The following is a 23,738-nucleotide window of genomic DNA, read 5'->3' as shown; positions in this document are numbered from 1 at the left end:
CATGTAATTTTAGTACTATCAGGAACAATAAAACCAAATTTGTACAATACAAAAATACATATAACACTTAAAGCAATGAGGGTTAGTAGTTGTCTTAAAGTCATTTTAAAATCTCCTTTCATTATTTTTCTTACTTAGCGATTGAAATATAACCTTTATGAGCTAAATAAATACAAACAGGAATAATAATGCCTAAAACTGGCAATAACCAATACATAAAAAAACTGCCTAGGGTTAATTTTTTTCTTCTAAAAGATTTTATTTTGGAATAATAACGTTTGATATTTCTTGCCATTTGAAATCTCCTTTTTTTAATTTTTTTATAAATAGAGAAAATAACTTTTTTTCACTTATCACCTATTCTTTTCAAGAACGCATTAGTCGTGAATTTGGAGTTGAAGTAATTGCTACTGCTCCTTCTGTGATTTATCATGTTTATACTATTTCAGGTCAAAAACTGTTAGTTGATAATCCTTCGAAGTTACCATCATCCCAAATGATTGATAAAATTGAAGAACCTTTTATTCAAGCAACTATTATTTGCCCTGAAATATATATTGGTAAAGTAATGGAATTATCACAGAAAAAAAGAGGGAGTTTGCAAAATATCGAATATATTGATCGTCAAAGGACTAAAATTAATTATTTATTACCTTTTTCTGAAATCATTTATAGTTATTTTGATAAATTAAAATCTTTAACTCAAGGTTATGCCTCTTTTGATTATGAAATAGATGAATATCGGGTTTCTAAATTACAGAAAATGGATATTTTATTAAATGGAGAAGTGATTGATGCTTTATCTGTGATTGTTCATCATGATTTTGCTTATTCAAGAGGGAAAGCTATTTGTGAAACTTTAAAAGAGTTTATTCCTAAGCAAATGTTTGAAATTCCTATTCAAGCTGCTTTAGGGAAGAAAATTATTGCTCGTGAAACTATTAAAGCAATGCGTAAAGATGTTACCGCTAAGCTTTATGGTGGCGATGTTACTAGGAAAAAGAAGCTTTTAGACAAACAAAAAAAAGGGAAAAAGAAAATGAAAACTTTAGGTAAGGTGCAATTGCCACAAAAAGCTTTTTTAGCTATTTTATCAACTAAATAGTCTCTTATTTGCTACCCATGATATGAAATAATTATTTTTCTTTTCCTCTTTAAACGATAAAAAAAGTATATTCTTTGAAATTTCTTTAAAAAAAATGATAAAATAAAAAGTATATCTATATTTTAAATATTTGCATTAAAAACTAAAGAAAGAGAAGCTATTATTCGATGATGAAGAAAGAAGATATTCAAAACATTTTAAACTTATCATTAGATCAGGGAGCAGATTTTGCTGAATTATTTTTTGAAAATACTTATTCCGATTCTTTACAAGTTATTGGAGAAGAAGTAGTTTCTGCTAGTAATAATAATATTTTTGGTGTTGGCATCCGTTTATTACAAGGTTCTGATGAAGTTTATGGTTATACTAACAAAATTGATTATCATAATGTTTTATCATTGGTTTTAAAACTCAAAAATTCTTTTAAAGGGGGTAAAACCCCTGTTATTCCTTTAAAAGAATCACAACCTTTTCCCAATGTTATTAAAAAACCATTTAACTCGATGACTAAAAAAGAAAAAGCCCAAAAATTATTAAAATTATCTCAAATTATCTCAAATTATCTCAAATTATGATTCTAAAATTATTCAATCAATAGTAAGCCTTTCCCAAAAAGAACAACATGTTTTAATTGCTAATAGTTTAGGGGTTTATCAAAAAGATCAAAGAAACTATATTAGATGTAACTTATCAGCAGTTGCTTCTTCGGGTAAAGAAATGCAAGAAGCATTTGAAGGACCAGGAAGATTTATGGGATTAGAGTTTTTTGATCACCTTGATTTAGAGAAAATGGCTCTTAATGTTGCTATTAATGCAGTTGCTTTGTTACAAGCTCAACCAATTAAACCTCAAACTATGCCTGTTGTTATTAATAATGCTTTTGGTGGCGTTATCTTTCATGAAGCATGTGGACATCCTTTAGAAGCTACTGCTATTGCCAAAGGCCTTTCTCCCTTCGATAATAAACTTAATCAAAAAGTGGCTTCTGAAATAGTAACTGCTTGGGATGATGGTAATATTGAAAATGCTTGGGGAAAACTTAATTTTGATGATGAAGGGCGCAAAACTCAAAAAAATTTGTTAATTGAAAAAGGTATTTTAAAAGGATATTTAGTAGATTTTCGTAATGGTCGTAAAATGAAGATGGAACCTACTGGTTCTTCACGTCGTCAATCTTATAAATATTCTCCTACTTCACGGATGAATTCTACTTATATCGAAAAAGGAGAGGAAACTCCTGAACAAATTATTGCAGATACTCCTTATGGTCTTTATGCTAAGAGCTTAGGGGGAGGCACTGTTATACCTTCTACTGGTGAATTTAATTTTGTTGTTAATGAAGGATATCTGATTGAAAATGGTAAATTAACTGTTCATGTTAAAGGGGCGATGCTCATTGGTAAGGGGCAAGATGTTTTATTTAAAATTGATCGGGTGGCCAATGATTTAGCATTAGGACAAGGTATGTGTGGCTCTGATTCTGGTTCTTTGCCTGTTGATGTAGGACAACCTACAATTAGGGTTAAAGAAATGATTGTAGGAGGACATTAAACTAAATGACAACAATAAATAACCTTAAAGTGAATTATCAAAAATGGATTTCAAGGGGTTTAGAACAACATTTAGAAGCTTTAGAAATACTTGTAAAAGAAAATAAAACTTTTAAATTATCTTCTGATAAAGGTAAAATAGATGCTTGTGTTCATAGCGACGTTACATCCATTACTGTAAGAGCTATTTTTGAGGGTAAAAAAACCTCGCTTACTTTTGAAAAAATAGATGATGCTACTTTTGATGATGTTGTTGCTAAATTAAAAGAAAATTGTCAAACTATTACTGCTACTGAACCAGCTATTATTTTTGAAGGATCCCCTTCTTATCCTGAAGTAATTGAAAATAACTTTGATTTTAATCAAATTCCTTTAGCTAAAAAAGAACAATTATTATTTACCTTGTCTCAAGAATTAGCTAAAAGTCCTTATTTTAAAAATACAGATGATCTGATTTATCGAGAGTTTTATGATCAAACTCTTTTATTAAATTCAAAAGGTCTTCATTTATCATATCAAAATAGTTGTGCTTATATATATGCTGCTGCTATTTTTCAAAAAGATCAAGAAATTGAAAACTGTAGTAAGCTTACTTTAGTTAAAGAATTTAATTCCTTTAATCCTACCTTACAAGCTCATCAAATTAACAAAATGGCTGAAAAAAAATTAGGAGGACAGTCGCTAATATCTCAAAAATGTCCTGTTGTCTTTTCTAATGAAATGTTTGCTGATATTTTAGAAAGCTTCAGTGGTATTTTTACAGGCAGCAGTGCTTATCGTAATTTAACTAAATTAAAAGATAAAGTAAATCATTTAATTGCTTCTCCTAAGGTTAATATCATCGATGATCCTTTACATAAAGATGCTTATTTTAAAGAGAAATTTGATACTGAAGGAGTTGCTTGTCAAACTAAAACTATTATTGCTGAAGGAGTTTTTAAAGGGTTTATTCATAATTTAAAAACTGCTGCTATCTTTAAGCAAAACCCTACCGGAAATAGTTTTAATGGTGACATTTCGATGGTTAATTGCTATTTAGTTCCTGGCGCACAAACCCTAAATCAAATGATAAAACCTATCAAGGAAGGCGTTTATATTACTGATTTAATAGGAATGCATGCCGGCATTAAAACTGTTAGTGGTGATTTTAACCTTCAAGCTAGTGGTTTTAAAATTGAGCAAGGAAAAATTACTACTCCTGTTAAAATGATTGTAGTTTCAGGAAATTTTTTTGATCTTTTAAAAGATATCCAAGCCATTGCTAATGATTTTGAATTTCAAATATCAGGTTTTGGTAGCGCTAGTGTTTATATTAATCATTTAAGCATTGGTGGTAAATAATTATTTTTTACCTTTTTACCGTATTTTAATTACTAATTAACTATTTTTTTTAATTTTATTTACTTGTTATTAAAGATTATTTTATAATTATTTTAAAAAAAGAAAGGTAAAAATTAATATGTCAAAACCTAGTAATAATAAATTGAATTTTGATAGTATTATAAAAACATTATTTTTTGTAGGTACTTTTATTGTTAGTTTTGTTACTGCAGTGATTATTTTTGTAGCGGCTATGAATGACAACAATACTGCTCTTCCTTTATTCTTTTCTCACCCTACTATTACTAATGTTTTAATCATTATTGTTTTTTTCATGAATATCGCCAATTATAAAGATAATAAAGTTTATTATTGGTTCATTTTAACTGCTTTAATTTCTTCTTGTATTACTCTTATCTTGTCGGCTGGTAAAATGTCACAAGATATTGAATTATTGATGGATCGTAAAGATATTGCTAATTACTTTTTCCGTTTACATCAGATTATTTTACCAATGTTATACTTAATTTTTTATATTTTCTTAGATAAACACTCTCTTTCTAAGAAAAGAAGTTTATTATTCATTTTCGTTTATCCTTTAATTTATGTTATTGCAGTTCAAATATTATCAAATTTAAAAGGGGCTAAAGGTGTTCAAGTTGATTTAAGTTTTTTTGCCTCTCATGAAAGTATTCTTTTTAATGTTTTAAAAATAGGATTTTTATTCTTACCATTAACTCCAAGTGTTTTAGGGGTAACTTATTTAAAACAAGAAGTTTCTAATAAACCTAAATTAAAAACATCATTTCTTGCAGTAGGAAGTTTTTTAATATTTCTTGCTTTAAGTGGCTTTTGGTATCCTTTTCCTTTTGATCCATCTACTTTTAAAAGTTTTAATAATAAAGTTTTTGCTGAAAGAACAGCTAAACGTTATAATGTAGATATTAAATTAAATGGAGATAGTCAAAAACCATCAACATACAATAATAGTTCTTCTTCTACTCCTCAAAGAGATAGTAATTCTAATAACAGTGTTAACAATAGTAATAATAGCTCTAGCTCTCTTCATTCTACAACACAAAGAAATCCGTATGCTAAACCTAATAAAATATTTAATAATAGTTACTTAAATAGAGAAGTTGATTCACAAGAGTATAATTATATTTATAACAATTGGGATTTATTATATGCCAACAATTTTAAATATAATTATGATCAAAAGCAATATGTTTTAAACTATGATGAACGAAATTTGAAGTTTTATAGAGAAAGAATAAGTTGGTATAATCCACGTTCTACTAATATAAAATAAAATAAAAAATACCACCTTTAAAGGTGGTATTTTTTTTATAATTACTAAATAAATACTTTTTCAAAAACTTCACAAACATCAGATACAGTTATAATGTTTAATTTAGTTCTTACTTCTTCTGGAATGTCATCGATATCTTTAATATTTTCTTGAGGAATTAGGATAGTATCAAGACCACTACGGTTAGCAGCAATAGCTTTTTCTTTTAAACCACCAATTGCCAAAACATCTCCTCTTAAAGTAATTTCTCCTGTCATACCCAAACCTTTTTTAATATATTTTTGAGCAATAGCAGAAAATAAAGAAGTAGCAATTGTTATTCCTGCTGATGGTCCATCTTTAGGAACTGCGCCTTCTGGAAGATGAATATGAAAATCATTTTCTAAAAACATATTAACATCAATTCCTAATTTTTGGGCATTAGCTTTGATAAAACTAAAAGCAGTATAAGCGCTTTCTTTTAAAACATCTCCTAATTTTCCGGTTAAAAATAATTGACCTTTACCTTTGTAATAAGTTACTTCGACTTTTAGTAAATCACCACCAAAATAAGTATAAGCTAATCCATTAGTAGAACCTATTTGTTCTTTTTGTTCTGCCAATAAGTGTAAATATCTTTCTTTTCCTAAATATTTAGCTATATTTTGAGGAGTAATTGTAATTTGTTCCTTTTTGTTGATTAAAATCTCTTTAATGGTTTTACGAGCAAGTTCGGCTAATATACGTTCTAATTCTCTGACGCCTGCTTCTTTAGTGTAATGACGAATTAAGTAAAGTAAGGTATCATCTTTTAAAATTAAATTTTTGTTAGTAATACCATGATTTTTTAATTGTTTTTTGAGTAAATACTTTGACGCAATTTCTATCTTATCTTTTTCAGTATAAGAATTAATTTCAATGATTTCCATACGATCTCTTAAAGGTTCAGGAACGTTTTCTAAATAATTAGCAGTGGCTATAAAAAGGACTTGCGATAAATCAAATGGTTCTGATAAAAAATGATCCATAAAGTTAACATTTTGTTGAGGGTCTAATACTTCTAATAAAGCCGAAGCAGGATCAAAATTATAATTAGCAATTAATTTATCAATTTCATCTAATAAAAAAACTGGATTGATTGTTTTCGCTTCTTTAATTCCTGTTAAAATACGACCAGGCATAGCCCCTATATAAGTTTTACGGTGACCTCTAATTTCAGATTCTTCTTTCATCCCACCTAATGATTGTCTTACAAATTTACGTCCTAAAGCTTTAGCTATAGAAGCGGCTAAAGAAGTTTTACCAACTCCTGGGGGTCCTACTAAACATAAGATATTTTGCGGATTTTTCTTAGTCATTATTTTGACTGCCGCATATTCTAATATTCTTTCTTTAACTTTTTTTAATCCATAATGGTCCATATTAAGAGATTTTTCAATTTGAGTTAAATCGTTGATATCTTGACTAGTTTTTTCCCAAGGTAATTCAAGTAAAAAGTCAAGATAGTTTTTAATTACAAAAGATTCTGCCGTTAAAGATGATGCTGATTGATAACGCGATAATTCTTGTAAAGCTTTGGTTTTAATATCAGCAGGTAAAGGAGTCTTGTTAATTTTTTCTCTTAAATCAGCAATTTCTTCTTCTTTCTTAGCTTTATCGCCTAATTCATATTGGATGACTTTCATCTTTTCTCTTAAATAAAATTCTTTTTGATTTTCGTCGATGCTTTGTTTAACTTTTTCATTAATTTTTTGTTCTAAATTAATTCCTGTAATTAAAATATCAATATCTCTTAAAATATTGAATAATCTTTTATTAAGACGAGCTTCTTTTAAATATTTACATTTGTTGGCATTATTAATTCTTAAATTAAAAATAATGATATCTGTTATTTTTTCTGTATCGTGTTCTACTTCAATCATTTCTAAAAAATTGCCATTATTTTGGTTAATTAATTGAAAGGGTTTTTTTAAAATAGTATCGATTACTAATTTAACTAAAGCTTGTTCTTCATCGGCTTTTCCAAAAATGGTTTCAACACTTTGATATTCTACTTTGTAAAAAGGGTCTTCTTGTAAAAATTTTTGGATTTTAACTCTTTTAAAAACACGGAATCTTACTTTAAAATTGCCATTAGGTAATTTAATTTTAGTGATAATTTGGGCTATTACTGCATAACGATTGAAGTCTTTAATTTTAATTTTTCCTTGTAAACCTTTTATTTGGGTTAAAATGATAATAAAAGATTTAGCATTACTTTGTGATTCCTTTAAAGCACTAATATATTGTTTTTCTGATATTTCAATCCTAAAATCAACATTAGGCATAGGAACCACTTCATGAATTACTAAAGCTGGCAATTGTAAAATATTTTTGAAGTCTGTTTCTGGGATAAAATCAGCTTTAAGATTTTTAATTTTGGTTGACATTTTTTATTCCCTTTCTATTTTTATTTCTACTGATCACTGGTTAATTGCTTTTTTGATCAGAGGAGTTAACACTTTGAAGCACTAATTTCCAAGCTTCGTCTATTAAAAGAGATTTTTTTAAAGTTTGAGGGTTGACGTTCTTTTTAATTTTGTCAATAGACATTTTATGCACTTGACTTAAATCAAGATAATATTTTTCTAATTTTTCTTCAGAAATAGTGATTTTTTCTTCTAGGGCAATTTGTTCCATGATTAGTTGATATTCTAAGTGTTTTCTTGCTTGTTCATGCCATTCTGCTTCCATTTTTTCTTTAGTAATTCCTAAATATTGTTGATATTGTTCTAAAGTTAAATTTTGTTTTTTTAATTGTAATTCGAATTCACCTTTAAGACGATTTTGTTCTTGTGTGATAATTTCTGTAGGAATTTCAAGTTTGGTTTGACTTACTATTTGGTCAATAACTTCTTTTTCTAAGTTTTCGTCGTTTTCTTGTTTTTTTTGTTTTAAAAGTTCTTCTTTAATATGATTACGTAATTGTTCTAAAGTGTTTATTTGAGGGTATTGAAGTGTTTGGACTAAATCATTGTTTAATTGAGGCATTTTTTTAATTTTAATATCATTAAGTGTTATTTTGAAAATAGCTTTTTGATTTGCTAAATCTTTTTGATGATAAGTACTTGGGAAAATGATTTCTATGTCTTTTTTCTCCCCCCTTTTCATTCCTAACATTTGTTCTTCAAAACCAGGAACAAATTGGGAAGAACCAATTTCTAAGCTATAATTTTGAGCTTTTCCACCTTCGAAAGGTTGATCGTTGACAAACCCTTCAAAATCAAAAATAGCTGTATCTTTCTTTTCTAATAAATCAGTTGTTTTTGGTTCTAAAGTTGATTTTTTTTCTATTAAAGAGTTTATTTTGGTTGTTACTTCGTTATCGTTAATATTGAGATTGCCTGGTTTCACTGTTAATCCTAAATATTTTCCTAAAATTACTTTTGGTTTGATCATGAATTCTAAGCCAAAAGTAAAATCTTGTTTTTCTTGAAATTTTTTCTCTTCTAAGGCAATCATTTGAGGGATTCCCATACTTTCAAAATCTTTTTTGGTTAAAGCTTCTTGATATTTTTGTTGAACAATGATTTCTAAAGCTTGAGAGTATAAATCGTTTTTTCCAAAGCGGGTTTCAAAAATGTTTCGCGGAACGTGCCCTTTTCTAAAACCCTTAATTTCTATTTTTGGTTTAATTTTTTCGTAAGCTAAAGTAAGATTTTGTTCTAATTCGGATGTTGAAACTTTAAAAAAATATTGTATTTTTTGATTATTAACTTTTTTGATTTCCATGGTTGTTTCCTTTTTTTCTTTGTTTAGTTTATTTTTTGTTTTTCTTTAATGGTCTTTAATTTGCTTTAATCTTTATAAAATATTATTTATGTTTGTATTTTTGTGTTATATGTGGTGGTTTGCATTTTTAACTAATATTTAACTTATTTTATGATTATTTAGTTGTATCTTTTGATAGTTAATTCTTATTAATGATTAAATGATGAGTCAAGGTGAAAGCATTATTTATTGATATATTTTATAAATTGGATAACTTTAAAATTAAAAATGATTAATTAATATTAAATAGTTTATTTTTAAAATATGTGGATAAAATAGACTTAATATGATAAGAAACAATAGTTAAAAATATTAAAGTATGTAATATTAATTGATTGGGGCATTTTCTTGGCAGAAATTTGGTGAATTACTAATTAATATCAAAGTAAAAATGGCTTTCTTTCCTACTATTAGTATAACATATTAATTTATGACATATGAATAAATGTGATATGTATATATAACTCACTTAGACCAAAAAGTCTAACTTTTTGGTCTAAGTGCGTATATTTTATATTTTGGATTAACGATTCACTTATTCTTATGAAATTTGACTTTTTAAAATAAAAAAATCAACCCCAATTATATGTGATTGATTTTGTTTCTTTCTTGTTCATCTGTTTGTCTAAAAATATTAATATTTAAAAGGGTTTGATTCATGTTGTTTGTTTCTATTTCACCTTCTAATACCTTAATTACTTGTCCTGGTTGTAAAAAGAATTCAGGATTGTCATCGTCGATATGAGTAAAATTAATAATAACTTCATCATATTTAACTTGTTGGTCGCCAACCATAACTAAAATATTTTGAGCCAACCATTGTCTTTTATTCCCTTCGGTTGTCTTTAAATATCTTGCTTGTACCTCTAAATAAATATTACTTATTTTGATTATTTTTTGTTTGTTATTCATTTTTTTAATTGAAACCTTTCTTGTTTTTGATTATTGATTCGAAAAAATTTACAATAAAGAAATATCTAAATAATATGATAAAATAATATTGAATTCTTTAAAAATGAAACAATTTTTCATTAATGCTTCACTTAAATATTATAATATATTATTATTCATTTTAAGTTGCAGCAATTTATAATTTATTGATGATTGATTGCTCTTTTTTAAAAAATTTTAAAAAATTATTTCTGCAAATAACTTGAAAAAATATAATTTCTTGTTTTTTTAAATTTAATGAACCTTTTTTCATAGGAAATTATAACATAATTCAAATTTATATAATCACAAAAACATAACTTAATGAAATCAATTAAAAAGGAGTCTTTTTATGATTAAAATAGCAGTAGATGCTATGGGAGGCGATTTGGCCCCTTTAGAGATTGTTAAAGGAGCTTGTTTAGCTTTAGATCAAAATCCATCGCTTCAAATTATTTTATATGGTGATCAAAGATTAATCACTCCTATTATTAAAAATAAATCTTTTTTTTTAAATCATCAAATCATTATTAAACATACTCCTTATTTTTTGGCAATGGATGATAAAAATATTAGAGATCAGTTAAAAAGTAAACCTAATGCCTCTTTGTTTTTAGCGTTGCAAGGGGCTTTAAATGATGAAGTTCAAGGAGTGGTTTCGGCTGGGGCTACCCAAGCTTTAGTTTTAGCCAGTCATTTAATTTTAAAAAAAATGCCTTTAATGCAAAGAATAGCGATTGCTCCGATGTTTAATTCCTTTGATCATCGTATTAGAATTTTATTAGATGCAGGCGCTAATGTTGAGTTAAAACCACAACATTTATTAATATTTGCCTATTACGCCACTATTATTGCTCAAGAAATTTTAGCTATTCCACATCCGCAAGTAAAACTTTTAAATATTGGGCAAGAACCTAATAAAGGGCGTACAGTAGAATTAGAAACTTATCAATTATTAAGTCAAGCTAAACTTATTCATTTTGGCGGCAATGAAGAGCCACAAAATCTTTTAACTACTTCAGCTGATATTTTATTAAGTGATGGCTTTACTGCTAATATTGCTTTAAAAACTTATGAAGGAGCAGTTTTGAATTTTATGAATAATATTAAACAAATTATGACTAAAAATTTAGCTAAAAAAATTATTACCAAAGTGTGTTTTCAAAAAGAGTTGCATAACTTTAAAAAACAAATAGATCCTCGTGAAATTGGAGGAGCTATGCTTTTGGGATTAAATAAAATTGTGATTAAAGCCCATGGTTCTTCACAAGCTTATTCTTTTTGTCAAGCCATTTTGCAAGCTCAAAAAATGATTAAAGCCAATATTAATCAAAAAATAACTCATTTCTTAGAACGCCAAAAATCATGAATATTAAACTTCTTTTAAAAAAAATAAATATTACTCCTCGTAATTTGGTGTTATATCAAAAAGCTCTTACTCATAGTTCTTATTCTAATGAAAAATTTTTATTACAACAAGAAGATAATGAGAGATTAGAGTTTTTAGGAGATGCTATTATAGGTCTTTTAATGGCTGATTATTTATATCACAAAAAACAAGAAGATGAAGGCATTATGACCAAAAAAAGAGCGCAAGCGGTTTGCGAAAGATCTTTAACTATTTATGCTCAAAATATTAATTTACAAAATTATCTTTTGTTGGGCAAGGGCGAAAAGAATAAAGATTTTAATAATAAAAGCATTATGGCTGATGCTTTTGAAGCTTTATTTGGAGCTATTTATTTAGATTTAGGATATCTTTGTGCTAAGCAAGTATTTCAAACATTAGTTATCCCTTATTTATCTCAAATCATTGATATTGTTGATTTTAAAACTCAATTACAAGAAATAGTTCAATCAGAGAAAAAAACCATTCAATACAAAATAGTGTCAGAGCAGGGGCTTGCTCATTCTAAAAAATTTATTGCAGAAGTATATTTGGAAAAACATTTATTAGGAAGTGGTTCAGGTACTACTAAAAAAGCAGCGGAGCAAAAAGCAGCGGAGCAAGCGTTAGCTAAAATGGCCAAAATTTAATAAAGGTGGTTATATGTTTCAAAAACTTTATGAAAATGGTTTTTTATTAATCGAAAAGATATTAATTCAAGAATATCAAAAATTAGGTTTAACTTATCAAGAATTAACTATTTTACTTTTTTTATTAGATTTTTCCAAAAAAAGAGTTTTTTCTTCTAATAATTTAGCTAAAAAAGCAGGAATAAGTAAAAATGAAGTTGAACATATTTTGGAAAAATTAATTAATAAAGATTTTTTTGAGCTTTCTCAAGAACCTAAGAATAATAAAATTATTGAAGTTTTTTCCTTAAAGCCGACTTTTAAAAAACTAGAACAATTATTTTTAGAAGAAATTCAAAAAGAACAAGAATCTTTAAAAATAACTTTTATTCAAGAAACTATTGATTTACTTGAAAAAAACAAAGGACAAGTTTTGGTTAATTATGAATTAGATGTGATTAGGGGTTGGTATCAAAATCAAGAATTTCATCATCAAAATATTAAAACAATTATTGAAGAAGCTTTAGAGCAAAAGAAAACTTCAGTTTTTTATATTGATAAATTATTGCATAAAAAACAATTTATGGAAGTAGAACCTGATGAACAAGCAGATAGAATATTAGAAAAACTTTTTAAAAAAGTTAAGTAATTGTAAATTATATGATTTAGTTTTATTAATTAACACAGTCGTTTACAAGTTTTGAATTTTGTGATTAGAGAAATATGGTTGGGTTAAATTAAAAGTTTTAACAAGATAAACAATGCGAGAGGAACCTTGGGAAAATTATTATGAACCTGCTCCTTGTGGTTGTTTTCCTAAAAGATGTCTTATTCCTAATGTAGCAATATATAAATATTTTAAAAATAATAATAATTGGTGTCAATTTCCTAGATTTTTGTCCTACTTGTTTAAAGCAAATGGCATAAAATAAAAAACTAAATTGTTGTGATGCAATTTGGTTTTTCTTTGTTTTAGGATTGACTTGAACTTAATAAAAACTCAATTATTTTTTAAATTATATTTGTAATAAGAAAATAGTTTTTTGGTTAACTCCTAAACAATATATCTAACTTATTGTAGGTAAATTTGTTATTTTTTTATTTTTAGTTGCTATAAATTCTTTTAAAAAAATTTTGTCAATTTCCATCATTTTGTTTATGGGTAATTCTTCTTCTTCAAACCATTTTAACCTTTTTACTTCTTCTTTTTGTATCTTCATTTTACCTTCTGTTTTGGTTACAACAAAAGCCATTACAATAGGATAGATAATGTCATTGTTAGGATAAGTAATGATAAATTGTTTTCCTGTAAAAGTTTTAAAAGGATATATTTCTAATGCTTTTAAATTAGTTTCTTCTTGTAATTCCCTTAAAGCGGTTTCTTGGGCGGTTTCGCCTAAGTCCATGGCTCCACCATGAAGCCCCCAAACTTTAAAATCGTTTCGAAATTGTAAGAGGTATTTGTTATTTTCATAAACAATAATCGAAGCCCCTGGAGAAAATAAAGGCTCATGTCCTATTTTTTGACGTATTTTTAAATAATAACTCATTTTTTAAAAAATTCTCTCTTCCATTGTTTTGTTTGATTTATATTTTTATATTTTCTTAATGGAGTTAATTTTTAACTTTAAACATAAATTAATATTTAATTAAAATAAAAAAAATATTTCTAATACTACTTTATTTTAGCAAATTTTTTTAAAATTATAATTTTTTTACTTCTTTTTTGTTTATTTTTTATATTATTTTATAGAATTGTCATTCATATAGTAAATTTATTTTATTATTTTTTTGTTTAATTTAACTAAACTAAGTTTATATTGTTGGGGGTTTATGAGAAAAAGAGACTGTAAACAGCCTCTTTAATGAAATAAAATAAGTTTTATTTAATAAAAATAGCATCGTTAATAGTAATTATTGATCATTACTTATCACATTGTTAATGATTAAGAAATTTGCCGGTGCCTTAATATATTAATTTTGTTTTTTAGGGTTAAACAAATCAATTAAACCTTTGCCAATTAAGTTAAAAGATAAACTAGTTAGTAACACAATGATAAAAGGACCAAAAAATAAATGAGGATAAAAACGCATATCACTTTTAGAAGAGCTTAAGATATTACCCCATTCAGGAATAGTGGGATCAAGCCCTAAACCAATAAAACCTAATCCTGAAATGGTTAAAATAATAGTAGCCATTCCAATAGTAATTCTTGTAATGATAATGGGGTAAAGATGAGGCAAAATATGTTTGGTTAAAATTGAAAAATGACTAGCTCCTAAAGCTTTTGCAGCTTTAATAAAATCCTTTTGTTTAATTTTTAAAGTATTTACTCTTATAATTCTAATAAAAGCAAAAGTATTAGAAATACTTAAAACAACTACTAATGATAATTTACTTTTATGTAAAAAAAACATAATAATAATGGCTAAAATAATATCCGGAAAAACTATTAAAATATCACAGATAAAATTAATAATATTATCAATAATACCGCGAAAATAACCAGATATCATTCCTAAAACAGTTCCTAATAAACTCGCTAACATAATAGCATAAAAGCCAATTGTTAAAGAAATTTTAGCTCCTGCTAAAACACGACTAAATAAATCATAACCGGTGGCATCGGTTCCCATCCAGTGAGTCCAATTAAAACTTTGTAAACGTTTAAAGGAAGATTTATCAGGGTTATACAAAGGAGTTAAAGGGAATGAATAAATAGTTAAACATAAAAGAATTAAAAAAGTGCATCCAAAAAAAATACTTTTGTTTTTAAGACAAGCTTGATAATGCTTTTTAAAATTCCATATTTGAGATATATATTTCATTGTTGATAGCGATATCCTTCTAACATTTTTTATCCTTTTTTATTTATTTTAGGGTCTAACCAAAGATAGATTAAATCTAGCAATAAATTCCAAATAGCGATAAATAAAGCTAATAAAATAATACATCCTTGAATAACAGGAAAATCCCTATTTTCAAATGAACGAATCATTAAATTACCCACACCTTTAATATTGAAAATATATTCAGTAATAATAGAGCCACCAATTAAAAAACTTAAAATTAAGCTGATGTGAGCGATAATAGGAATTAAAGCATTTTTTAAAGCATGTTTAAAAATAACTTTTGTTTTAGATAATCCTTTGGCATAAGCAACGGTGATATAAGGTTGATCTAAGCAATCTATCATAGTTGTTTGTGTAGTTTTAAAGATAGACCCACTAATAGCCAAAGATAAGGTTAAAATAGGTAAAACCATTTGTTTAGGGGTATCAAAACCAGAGATAGGGAAAAGTCCCATATAATGACCTAAAGTAATTTGCAATAAAAACCCAATAACAAAAGTAGGGGCTGAAATAATGACAATAGCTAAGAATTCTAGACAAAAACTTTTTTTTGTCCCTTTATAAAAAGCAGCTAAGACTCCGCCAATAATTCCTAAGCAGGAACCAAAAAAACAACTTAAAAAAGCCAATTTAAAAGTCTTGCTAAAAGATCTATTAAAAAGAGCTAAAACAGATTCTCGATTACTATTATAAGAATTGCCAAAATTAAATTTAAAAAAGATGTTTTTAAGATAATTCTTAAATTGGGTAATAACAGGTTGATCTAATTGCAATTCTTTTTCTAAAATTCGTCTTTGCTCAATTGTTGGTCCTTTTTGACCAAACATTGAGGAAATAGGATCACCTGGAACTAATTTCATTGTAAAAAAACTAATAAAGATCACTGTTATAAACAAGATAGCAGTATAAGAGATTTTTTTAAAAATATATTTTATCAAAAAATGGTACCTCAAAAATTTAGAATATTTTTTTATTTAATTTATAAAAGTGATTGGTTTTGTCTTGGTGAAAAAATTTAATATTACTATTTTCATAATTATTGTTTTCTAATGTTAGTAAATTCAAAAGTAGAAAAAGCATCTGTTTCAAATCCTTGAGTAATTTTTGGAGAAGTAACAGAGTAATTAGGGGTTTTATATAAAGGAATGACATAAACTTGATCATGAATATATGCACTTACTTCTTGAATTAATTTTATATATTTAGCTTCATCCATAGTTCGTGTTGCTTTTTTTAATTTATCTTCGATGTATTCTTGATCATGTTCGTCAATATGACACATATTACTTTGATTATCATTGGATAAAAAATAATCCATTAAAGATTTATGACCATATTCCATTTCATGGTTTTCTCCTAAAAAAATCATGTGATATGGAGAATCATCTTTGACAACATCAGAAAGTAAAGTGTTAAATTCTACAGGTGATAAAATTGCATCAAAGCCGACATTTTTTAATTGCTCAATAATTTTATTTTGTATTGTATAAGTTGATTTAATCGATATACCAATATTTAATTTCTTTTGTTCGGTTGTTAACGCGTTTACATAACCTTTAGAAGCATCAATATCTGTGTGATAATGCTGTAATTCAGGATTATTCCCTTTCAAAGCACTCGGTAAATAACTATCTAAATCTTCAACAGGGAGATCTAAATCGTTTTTTATTTGTTTAAGATTTAATGCTTGAGAAATAGCTTTTCTTACTTCTTTAGGAGTTTTTTGCTTATTAATGTAAATATAAGAACCAGTAACAGAATCATTTTTTACTATTTTAACTTGATTGCCTAAATTTTTCTTAAGATCATTAATTTTAGTATCAGGATATGTAAGGCACCCATCCAAAGCACCATTTTGAATTTCTTGTAAATTAGTGTCATCGTCTTTAGAAATTTTTAAATTAATTTTTTTAGCACTGTTTTTAATCCTTTCTTTGTTGTAATAGTTATCAAATAATTCAAAATTTAATTTATGATCTGGTTCGTACTTAACTAATTTATAAGGACCTGCGCCAATTTTTAATCCTTCTTCTGGGTCTTTTTCAACCGCTTCTTTGTTTAAAACATTAAAAAAACGATAAAAAGTGAATTTTTTCCAAAGGGTATTTTTTATTAAAGTCACTTTAAAATTTTTATCATCAATTTTATCAATTTTGTAAATTTCTAAAAATTGTGGATGTCGTTTATCTACCCCTCTTTGAAAGGTGTAAATAACATCATCTGTTGTTAATCGATTGCCATTGTGGAAGAAGATATTATCTTTTAGTTTAAAAGTTAATTCTTTGCCTTCTTCTTTAATCAAGTCAGCCAAACGAGGGTGGACTGTTCCGTTTCGATCTTTATATAATAAAGTATCATGCATAATGGAAAAAATATGATGTGAATAAGCAGAATTGGTATGCGCACTGGAACAAACATCAAATCCTTTACCATCTGATGGCATAGCAATATTAACAGTATTTTTCTTATCACTAGTATTATCATTAGTTTTCCAAGGTTTCCAAATTAATAATATGGTTGATAAAACAGCCAAAGACAAGACTGTTACCAATATTATTATTTTTGTTTTTTTATTTAGGTTTAGTTTTTTCATAGTTATTTATACAACTTTCATTTTTTTATATTAATAGTTAATAGATATTTGATTGCTAAAAACAAAAACTAATAAGTTTTTGATGACAAGGGCTAGCTTGTTTAGTAGAATAAAATAATTTTAATTGATGCTTATAATGTTTAATTTTTCTTAAAAAAGAGATTCTAAAATGTTTTTATAAAGCCAACAGATTTCCTATTTGTTTTAAAAAAAATTAATCTTTTAATAAAAACTATTAAAGCTATAGTGATAAATTAAATATTTTTTATATTAACAGCAACAAATAGTTTATAATCGATACTATCCTCCTTTCTATATTGTTTTGAGGTACTTTTTTTAATTTATAGCCATTTTTGTTTGTTTTGTAAAAAGTAAACAAAAATAACTATTAACTACAATTATACACCAAAAAAAAAAAAAACAAGTTTTATGCTCACATAATCTTGATATCTAAGCAATTACCTTGTTTTTTATATTTGAAATAATGTTTAATTAAGGGTTAAAAAAACAAGCAAAATGTTCAGAAATATTTTTTTCTATTGTTTTGCTTGTTTTAAACTAATTTTAAAATAAATTAAAAATAAAAAAAGAAAAATAATTGGTAATTCAATTCGCGTTGATGGAAATTGAAAAATTTGATTATCTGAAGTATTTGATAAAAATATTAGTTATTAAAATTTAAAATTTTGTTTATTATATTAACTTTGATTTTACCCCATCTATAAGTTTAATTTTTTTGATAACTAAGTCCTGTTTTTAAAAAATTAGCTAATAAGTTTTTAGTATAAGGATGCTTAGGATTTTGTAAAATTTCTTGTGTCGGTGCACTTTCTACTATTTTACCTTGATGCATGACAATAAGATCATCGGCTACTTGCGAAACCACTCCTAAATCATGAGTAATAAATAAGACAGCAGTTTTTTCTTCTTGTTGTAAAGCGTTGATTAAATTAATAATTTCTTTTTGAACAATAACATCTAAAGCGGTAGTAGCTTCGTCAGCAATTAAAAGTTTAGGTTGACAAACTAAAGCCATAGCAATCATGATTCTTTGACACATTCCACCTGATAATTGATGTGGATAGGAATTCATAACCCTTGGTACATTAGGTATTTGAACTTTTTCTAAAATTTCTAAAGTTTTTTGATAAGCTGTTTGATCATCGATATCGCGATGAAGTGTTAAAACTTCCATAATTTGATTTTTAATTTTAAAAACTGGATTAAGGCTTGTGGTAGGATCTTGAAAAATCATAGCTATTTCATTACCACGAATTTTTTGCATTTCTTTTTCTGAAAAGTTAGAAATAACTTGATTTTCAAAAATAATTTCACCTTGATAAATGTTTTGATTTTTTTCAAATAGTTTTAAAATAGAGATAGCTGTTTGACTTTTGCCACTACCAGATTCTCCTACTATGCCTAAAGTTTTCCCTTTTTTGATTTCAAAAGAAATCCCTTGAACAGCTTTAATTAAACCTTGTTGTGTTTGAAAATAAGTATGTAAATTATTAACTTTTAATAGACTCATGCTGTTTTAGCTCCTTTGTGGATTTCTTTTTTTGGGTTTTTTAAGGTGCAAGTAATAAAATGATGAGGCGCCACTCGATGCCAATCTAAATCTGGTTGTCCTTTTTGAAATAAAAAACTAAACTCTTTGGTTTCATAAGTGATTTCACACTCTTTTAAAGCTTTATTTTGAGTTTTTAATTTAGGAATAGCATTTAATAATTGTTTAGTATAAGGATGAAATGGATTTTGAAAAATAGACTCTGATTTAGCAATTTCAATAACCTTTCCTAAATGCATAACACAAATACGATCACTTAAATAACGGGCTACTCCTAAATCATGAGTGATGAATAAAAAAGTTAATTGATAATCTTTTTTTAAATCATTCATAAGACTTAATATTTGAGCTTGCACAGAAACATCTAAGGCTGATACTATTTCATCGCAAACAACAAATTTAGGCTTAACTATTAAAGCTCTGGCAATGGCAATTCTTTGTCTTTGACCGCCTGATAATTGATGAGGATAACGTTCATAAAATGAAAGGTCAACACCACATTTTTTCATGATATCTAAAATCATTTGTTTATATATTGGATCTTTGCGATTTTTAGCCATTTTATGGATTAAAAGCCCTTCTCCAATGATATCTGATATTTTAAAGCGGGGGTCAAGTGAGGCAAAAGGATCTTGAAAAATAATTTGTAAATCTTTTCTTAAAGTGCGTTTTGTTTTGCTATTAGCCTGAGTTAAATCAATGGTATTATTGTTATCTTGATGATAAAAGACATGTCCTTTAGTAGGTTTTTGCAATTGTAAAAGCACTTGTCCAAAAGTAGATTTACCTGAGCCAGAACCGCCAACTATAGCTAAAGTTTCTCCTTTAAAAATAGATAAATTAATATTTTGATTAGCTTTTAAGAAAATATTTTCTTGCAAAAGTTTGTTTTTGATAATAAAATTTTTAGATAAATTTTGAGTTTGGATTAAAATTTGATTGTTATTAGTAATTAGAATGTCCCCCTACTATTTGGATTATTTTTTATTAAATTATCAAATAATATAATTTTTTTAAGTAGTTTGATTTTTTTTAATTGCATTTTTTTAAAAAAGGTTTTTTTCAAAATGAATTTGTTGTTTAATTTTTTGCTTATTTTTACGGTAATAGATATTGATTTCTTTATTTTTTTGATGTTGTTGACGCCATAAAGACCATTGAATCATCATTTTCCTAAATTTTTGTTTAAAAAAAGAAATTTTTATTTTTTGAGATATTTTTTTTTGATTATGTTTAATTTGGTTATCTGTTTGGATCATTTTTTTATTATAATTTTGCTCTTTTTGATTCATTTTTTTATATATTTTTTCTTTTTTAAAAGCAAAATTTTTATAAATTTCATGATTTTTTTTCTTAAGGGCTTGTTTGGTATTTTCAAAAAATAATTTTTCTTTGTTTTTGAATTGTAATAAACTATCTTGTCTTAAAGTCTCTAAATTTTTTTGTAATTTTTTTTGAATATTTTCCCAATATTTTTGTAAATTATTCAAAGCGTCTGCTAAATTTTCATTTAATAGTTCTATTTTTTGTTTTCTTGAGTGGTTTTTTTGCAATAATTCTTGTTGCTTTTGAATTTTCTTTTTTTTAATTTCTTGTAATATTTTTTTTTGTTTTTCTAAAAATGTCTTTTCAATAAAGAAATTTATGATTTTATTTCTAGACGGATTTTTTTTTAATAAAAATTCTTCAAATTGAAAGCATTGGCTTTCATCTAATTGATCTTTTGTTTTAAACATTTTGATTTTTGGGTTTTGTGGCTTGGAGACGGAACATAGATTATTTTGTTGCAAAATATGATCTTGATAACCAAAATAAACAAAAATATCTTGAATTGTTTTTTTCGCTATTGTTTGTAAAGTTTTTAAAAATTTATGTAAGTGGTTTTTTTGGGAACGTGATAAAGAATCTAATGTTATTTTTGGAGTGTCGCAAGGTAATTTTTGCCATAAAAACAAAAGTTTTTTTTGCAATTTTCTAACTTCATTGATTTTTTGATTATGGATTTGAATATATTTTTTTATTTTTTTTTGATAGTTATTTTCTATTAATTTTTGTTGCTGTTTGAATTGATAATTTTGTTTATTGAATTTTTCTTTTTGAATGTTGATTTGACGATAAATTTGTTCTAAAGAATTTGGTACATGATTCCAAAAAAATTTATTAATAATGTTTTTAATACTTTTATTTTGAATAATTTTTTTTTGAATGATTTCGCTAATAAAAGATAATTGTTTTTCATAAAAAATAATAATTTGTGTAATAATTTCTATTTTTCCTAAATTTTTCTCTTTTTGATAATGATATTTTGTTTGATGTAATAAAGAAAGATAATTAAATTGTTCTTCTACAGAATTTATTAAATGATGGTCAATGATTTTATTAATTTCATTTAAAATATTTTGTTCTAAGGAAAAACTTTTATTTTTGAAAGCGAAATTAAAACAGTTTATTTCTTGTTGTAATTGTTTTAAAATAATAGTTTTATTTTTTTTTTGAGATTGATTTTGTTTGAGGAAATTTAATAATTGGGATAGATGGTATTTGCCACAAAAAACTTGTTTTTTAATCAGATAATGAATGTATATATTTTGTAAATGAGTCTCTTTTAAAAAAAATTGTTTTTTATTTGTTTCTTGAAGTTGATAAATGATAAAATTTTCTTTCCCAAATAATTGTTCAACGTTAAGTTCATTTTCTAAAAAGCCAATTTCTTTTTTTAATTGAGTGATTTGAGTAAAATAATTAAAGTAAATTTTTATTTTTTCTAATTTAAGTTGTAAAATAATACTTTTGTTTTTGAACTCAAATAAGTTTTTATTGTGAAAGAAGTTATGATAATATTCGATTTGATTATCGTTATTGTTTTTTTTCAAAACCAAAGCATTCTTACGATAAGCAAAAAATGTTTCTTGATAATCCCTTTCATTATCAAAAAGAGCGCTTTCTTGTAAATATAAATTTAGAAGTTGTTTAATTTGCAATTGAATATCATTTTTTTTTTGAGAAAATAAATAATTTAATTTTTGTTTTTGATAATAATGAATTTTGTTTAAGTTTTTTTGATATTTTTCGTGAATTTCATCTTGTTGTTTTTTTTCCAAATGACACAAATTTATTTCTTTTTGATGATTATAATTAAGATAATTATATTTTTTTTTCCATAAAAGAATCTTTTTTAAATAAGATAGCTCATTTTCTTCTTTTGCGTTAAAAAGCTGGTCTTTTTCTTTTTGGTCTTTTGTATTTAAACGAAATTCAACAAATGGTTGATTCAAAAAAGGAATAGGAATTATTTTTTGAAAAAAAAGTTGTTGTTTGGTTTGAATTTGATTTTTAGCATTTTCGTAGTTATTTTTAATAACATCAAAAAATTTATCATGTATATTTAATTTGTGTTGATAAATTTTATGAGTTTTATTGATGTTTTTTTGATATATCTCTTGTTTTTGATTGTATATTGCTTCAAGTTTTTGTAAATTATTTTCTTGTTTGTGTGATAATTCTTGTAAAGCTAATTCTAATTGTTTAATTAATTCTTTATTTTTTTGATTTAATGAAAAGTCTTTGGTATAAAAATTTTGTTTTAAAACTTGGTGATTTTGAATATTTTTGATTTCAAATTGTTTTTTTTGGTTTTCTAGTGAAAGCAATAAATAATTAATATTTTCTTTTTTTTTAGTTAGTTGAGTTAAAAGATGCTTCTCTTTTTTGTAATTTTGTTTTTTTTGGTTTTCAATTTCTTTTTGAAACAAGTTTTTTAACTGATTAATTCTATCGTTATCTTTGATTTTATGATTTTTTATTTCTTGAGTAAAAAAAATTTGATTTTGGAGATTTTGGAGATTTTTTTGTTTTAAAATGTTTTTTCTTTTGTTTTCTAATTTTTCGATTTTTTGATAAATTTCAAGATTTTTTTTTTGATATTTTATTTTTAATTCTTTTTTGCGTAATTCATACTCATTTTGTAATTTTGCTAAATCGCTTATAAAAGCGTTATTGTTGTTAGAAAATTCATTTATATCTATTTTGGGAAGTTTTGCAAGTATTTCTTTTAATTTTTGTAAAAAAAGGTAACAAAAAAACATTTTTTTAGCGCTCCTTTGAAATAAAGATAATAATTTATTATAATACAACGACATAAATTTTCCTTTAAATCTAAAGAATGATTGTTAAAATTTTTCAAAGAATTACATTTCTATAGGAAATGTAATTCTGAATAACTATGATTATTGATTATCATTGTTTTTAATATAATCAAAATTGATTTTATCTAAAGAATTATTTTTTTATTTTAATAATCACTACTGTTCATCATTACTTTTAGTATAACATAATTAAAATTGATTTAAAACTAAAATAATAAAGGATTTGATATTTTAAGAACGCGCTTAGACCAAAGGGTTGGACTTTTTAAAAATAAAAATGAAGAAATTTAGCTTTTGGTTTTTCGCTAGTATAGTTAGACGAAAAGTTCAAAAACAGGTAGTGAAAAAATCTTAAAAAATTCTTTTTTTGGACGTTTTTTGTATTTTTATTGGTATTTTCATTAAGTTTGATTGTTGGTTTGTTTTTATTTTTTTACTCCTCGTTTCTATTTTTTCAATTTGACTTTAAAAATAAAAAAAGCCAAACTGTTTTTAGCAGTTTAGATTATTTTTTTAAGTTTAAAATTAATTGTATGTTTTTTATCATTCTCTTCA

At 25.5% G+C, this 23,738-nt stretch carries 16 protein-coding genes and 2 pseudogenes; 7 read left to right on the top strand and 11 right to left on the bottom strand.

The features are described from left to right. Nucleotides 1-130: 130 nt before the first annotated feature. Nucleotides 131-295, bottom strand: a complete 165-nt coding sequence (locus tag CHTY_RS02310; RefSeq protein ID WP_203552315.1) for a hypothetical protein — start codon at nt 293-295, stop codon at nt 131-133. Nucleotides 296-367: 72 nt separating this feature from the next. Here CHTY_RS02310 and CHTY_RS02305 point away from each other — a divergent pair. From CHTY_RS02305 to CHTY_RS02290, 4 genes and pseudogenes are all read left to right on the top strand, one after another. Beyond that, a pseudogene (locus tag CHTY_RS02305) lies at nt 368-1,105 on the top strand (elongation factor 4 family protein); the annotation flags it as partial. A gap of 167 nt (nt 1,106-1,272) precedes the next feature. Beyond that, nucleotides 1,273-2,656 (top strand): annotated as a pseudogene (locus CHTY_RS03550) (TldD/PmbA family protein). A 5-nt stretch (nt 2,657-2,661) separates the two neighbouring features. Then, nucleotides 2,662-3,996, top strand: coding sequence for a TldD/PmbA family protein (locus CHTY_RS02295; RefSeq protein ID WP_203552314.1), 1,335 nt, complete (start codon nt 2,662-2,664; stop codon nt 3,994-3,996). Nucleotides 3,997-4,114: 118 nt separating this feature from the next. Next, on the top strand, nt 4,115-5,287 hold the full coding sequence (locus tag CHTY_RS02290) for a hypothetical protein (protein ID WP_203552313.1): 1,173 nt from the start codon (nt 4,115-4,117) through the stop codon (nt 5,285-5,287). Between the two features lie 44 nt (nt 5,288-5,331). Here CHTY_RS02290 and lon read toward each other — a convergent pair whose 3' ends face one another. From lon to CHTY_RS02275, 3 genes are all read right to left on the bottom strand, one after another. Beyond that, a complete protein-coding gene (gene lon / locus CHTY_RS02285; RefSeq protein ID WP_203552312.1) occupies nt 5,332-7,695 on the bottom strand; it encodes an endopeptidase La in 2,364 nt (787 codons plus the stop codon). A 40-nt stretch (nt 7,696-7,735) separates the two neighbouring features. Beyond that, nucleotides 7,736-9,037 carry a trigger factor gene (gene tig, locus CHTY_RS02280; protein ID WP_203552311.1) on the bottom strand — a complete coding sequence of 434 codons (1,302 nt, stop codon included), beginning with the start codon at nt 9,035-9,037 and terminating at the stop codon, nt 7,736-7,738. Nucleotides 9,038-9,658: 621 nt separating this feature from the next. Beyond that, nucleotides 9,659-9,988 (bottom strand): hypothetical protein, encoded by a 330-nt coding sequence (locus CHTY_RS02275; protein WP_203552310.1) that lies wholly within the window; start codon nt 9,986-9,988, stop codon nt 9,659-9,661. A gap of 370 nt (nt 9,989-10,358) precedes the next feature. On the opposite strand from CHTY_RS02275, the gene plsX reads away from it, so the two are divergent. Genes plsX through CHTY_RS02260 form a run of 3 tightly spaced genes read left to right on the top strand, consistent with a single transcriptional unit; the run spans nt 10,359 to nt 12,671 of the window. Next, nucleotides 10,359-11,375, top strand: coding sequence for a phosphate acyltransferase PlsX (gene plsX, locus CHTY_RS02270; protein ID WP_203552309.1), 1,017 nt, complete (start codon nt 10,359-10,361; stop codon nt 11,373-11,375). Then, on the top strand, nt 11,372-12,043 hold the full coding sequence (gene rnc, locus CHTY_RS02265) for a ribonuclease III (protein ID WP_203552308.1): 672 nt from the start codon (nt 11,372-11,374) through the stop codon (nt 12,041-12,043). Before plsX ends, rnc begins: the two co-directional genes overlap by 4 nt. 13 nt (nt 12,044-12,056) lie before the next feature. After that, nucleotides 12,057-12,671: a DnaD domain protein gene (locus tag CHTY_RS02260; protein WP_203552307.1), complete on the top strand. Its 615-nt coding sequence runs from the start codon at nt 12,057-12,059 to the stop codon at nt 12,669-12,671. Between the two features lie 418 nt (nt 12,672-13,089). Here CHTY_RS02260 and CHTY_RS02255 read toward each other — a convergent pair whose 3' ends face one another. From CHTY_RS02255 to CHTY_RS02225, 7 genes are all read right to left on the bottom strand, one after another. Next, nucleotides 13,090-13,572 carry an NUDIX hydrolase gene (locus CHTY_RS02255; RefSeq protein WP_203552306.1) on the bottom strand — a complete coding sequence of 161 codons (483 nt, stop codon included), beginning with the start codon at nt 13,570-13,572 and terminating at the stop codon, nt 13,090-13,092. Nucleotides 13,573-13,996: 424 nt separating this feature from the next. Continuing rightward, entirely contained in the window at nt 13,997-14,851 is an 855-nt protein-coding gene (locus CHTY_RS02250) for an ABC transporter permease (RefSeq protein ID WP_203552305.1), read from the bottom strand. Nucleotides 14,852-14,880: 29 nt separating this feature from the next. Further along, complete coding sequence (locus CHTY_RS02245; RefSeq protein WP_203552304.1) at nt 14,881-15,813, bottom strand: ABC transporter permease; 933 nt, start codon at nt 15,811-15,813, stop codon at nt 14,881-14,883. Between the two features lie 98 nt (nt 15,814-15,911). Then, nucleotides 15,912-17,468, bottom strand: coding sequence for an ABC transporter substrate-binding protein (locus CHTY_RS02240; protein WP_203552303.1), 1,557 nt, complete (start codon nt 17,466-17,468; stop codon nt 15,912-15,914). Nucleotides 17,469-18,195: 727 nt separating this feature from the next. Then, nucleotides 18,196-18,999 (bottom strand): ABC transporter ATP-binding protein, encoded by an 804-nt coding sequence (locus CHTY_RS02235; protein ID WP_203552302.1) that lies wholly within the window; start codon nt 18,997-18,999, stop codon nt 18,196-18,198. Next, complete coding sequence (locus CHTY_RS02230; protein WP_246454076.1) at nt 18,996-19,919, bottom strand: ATP-binding cassette domain-containing protein; 924 nt, start codon at nt 19,917-19,919, stop codon at nt 18,996-18,998. Before CHTY_RS02230 ends, CHTY_RS02235 begins: the two co-directional genes overlap by 4 nt. Before the next feature lie 165 nt (nt 19,920-20,084). Further along, a complete protein-coding gene (locus CHTY_RS02225; protein ID WP_203552301.1) occupies nt 20,085-23,123 on the bottom strand; it encodes a cytadherence high molecular weight protein 2 in 3,039 nt (1,012 codons plus the stop codon). Nucleotides 23,124-23,738 lie beyond the last annotated feature (615 nt).

The sequence above is a fragment of the Candidatus Phytoplasma meliae genome (assembly GCF_016876135.2).
This window is presented reverse-complemented; position numbering and strand designations above follow the sequence as displayed.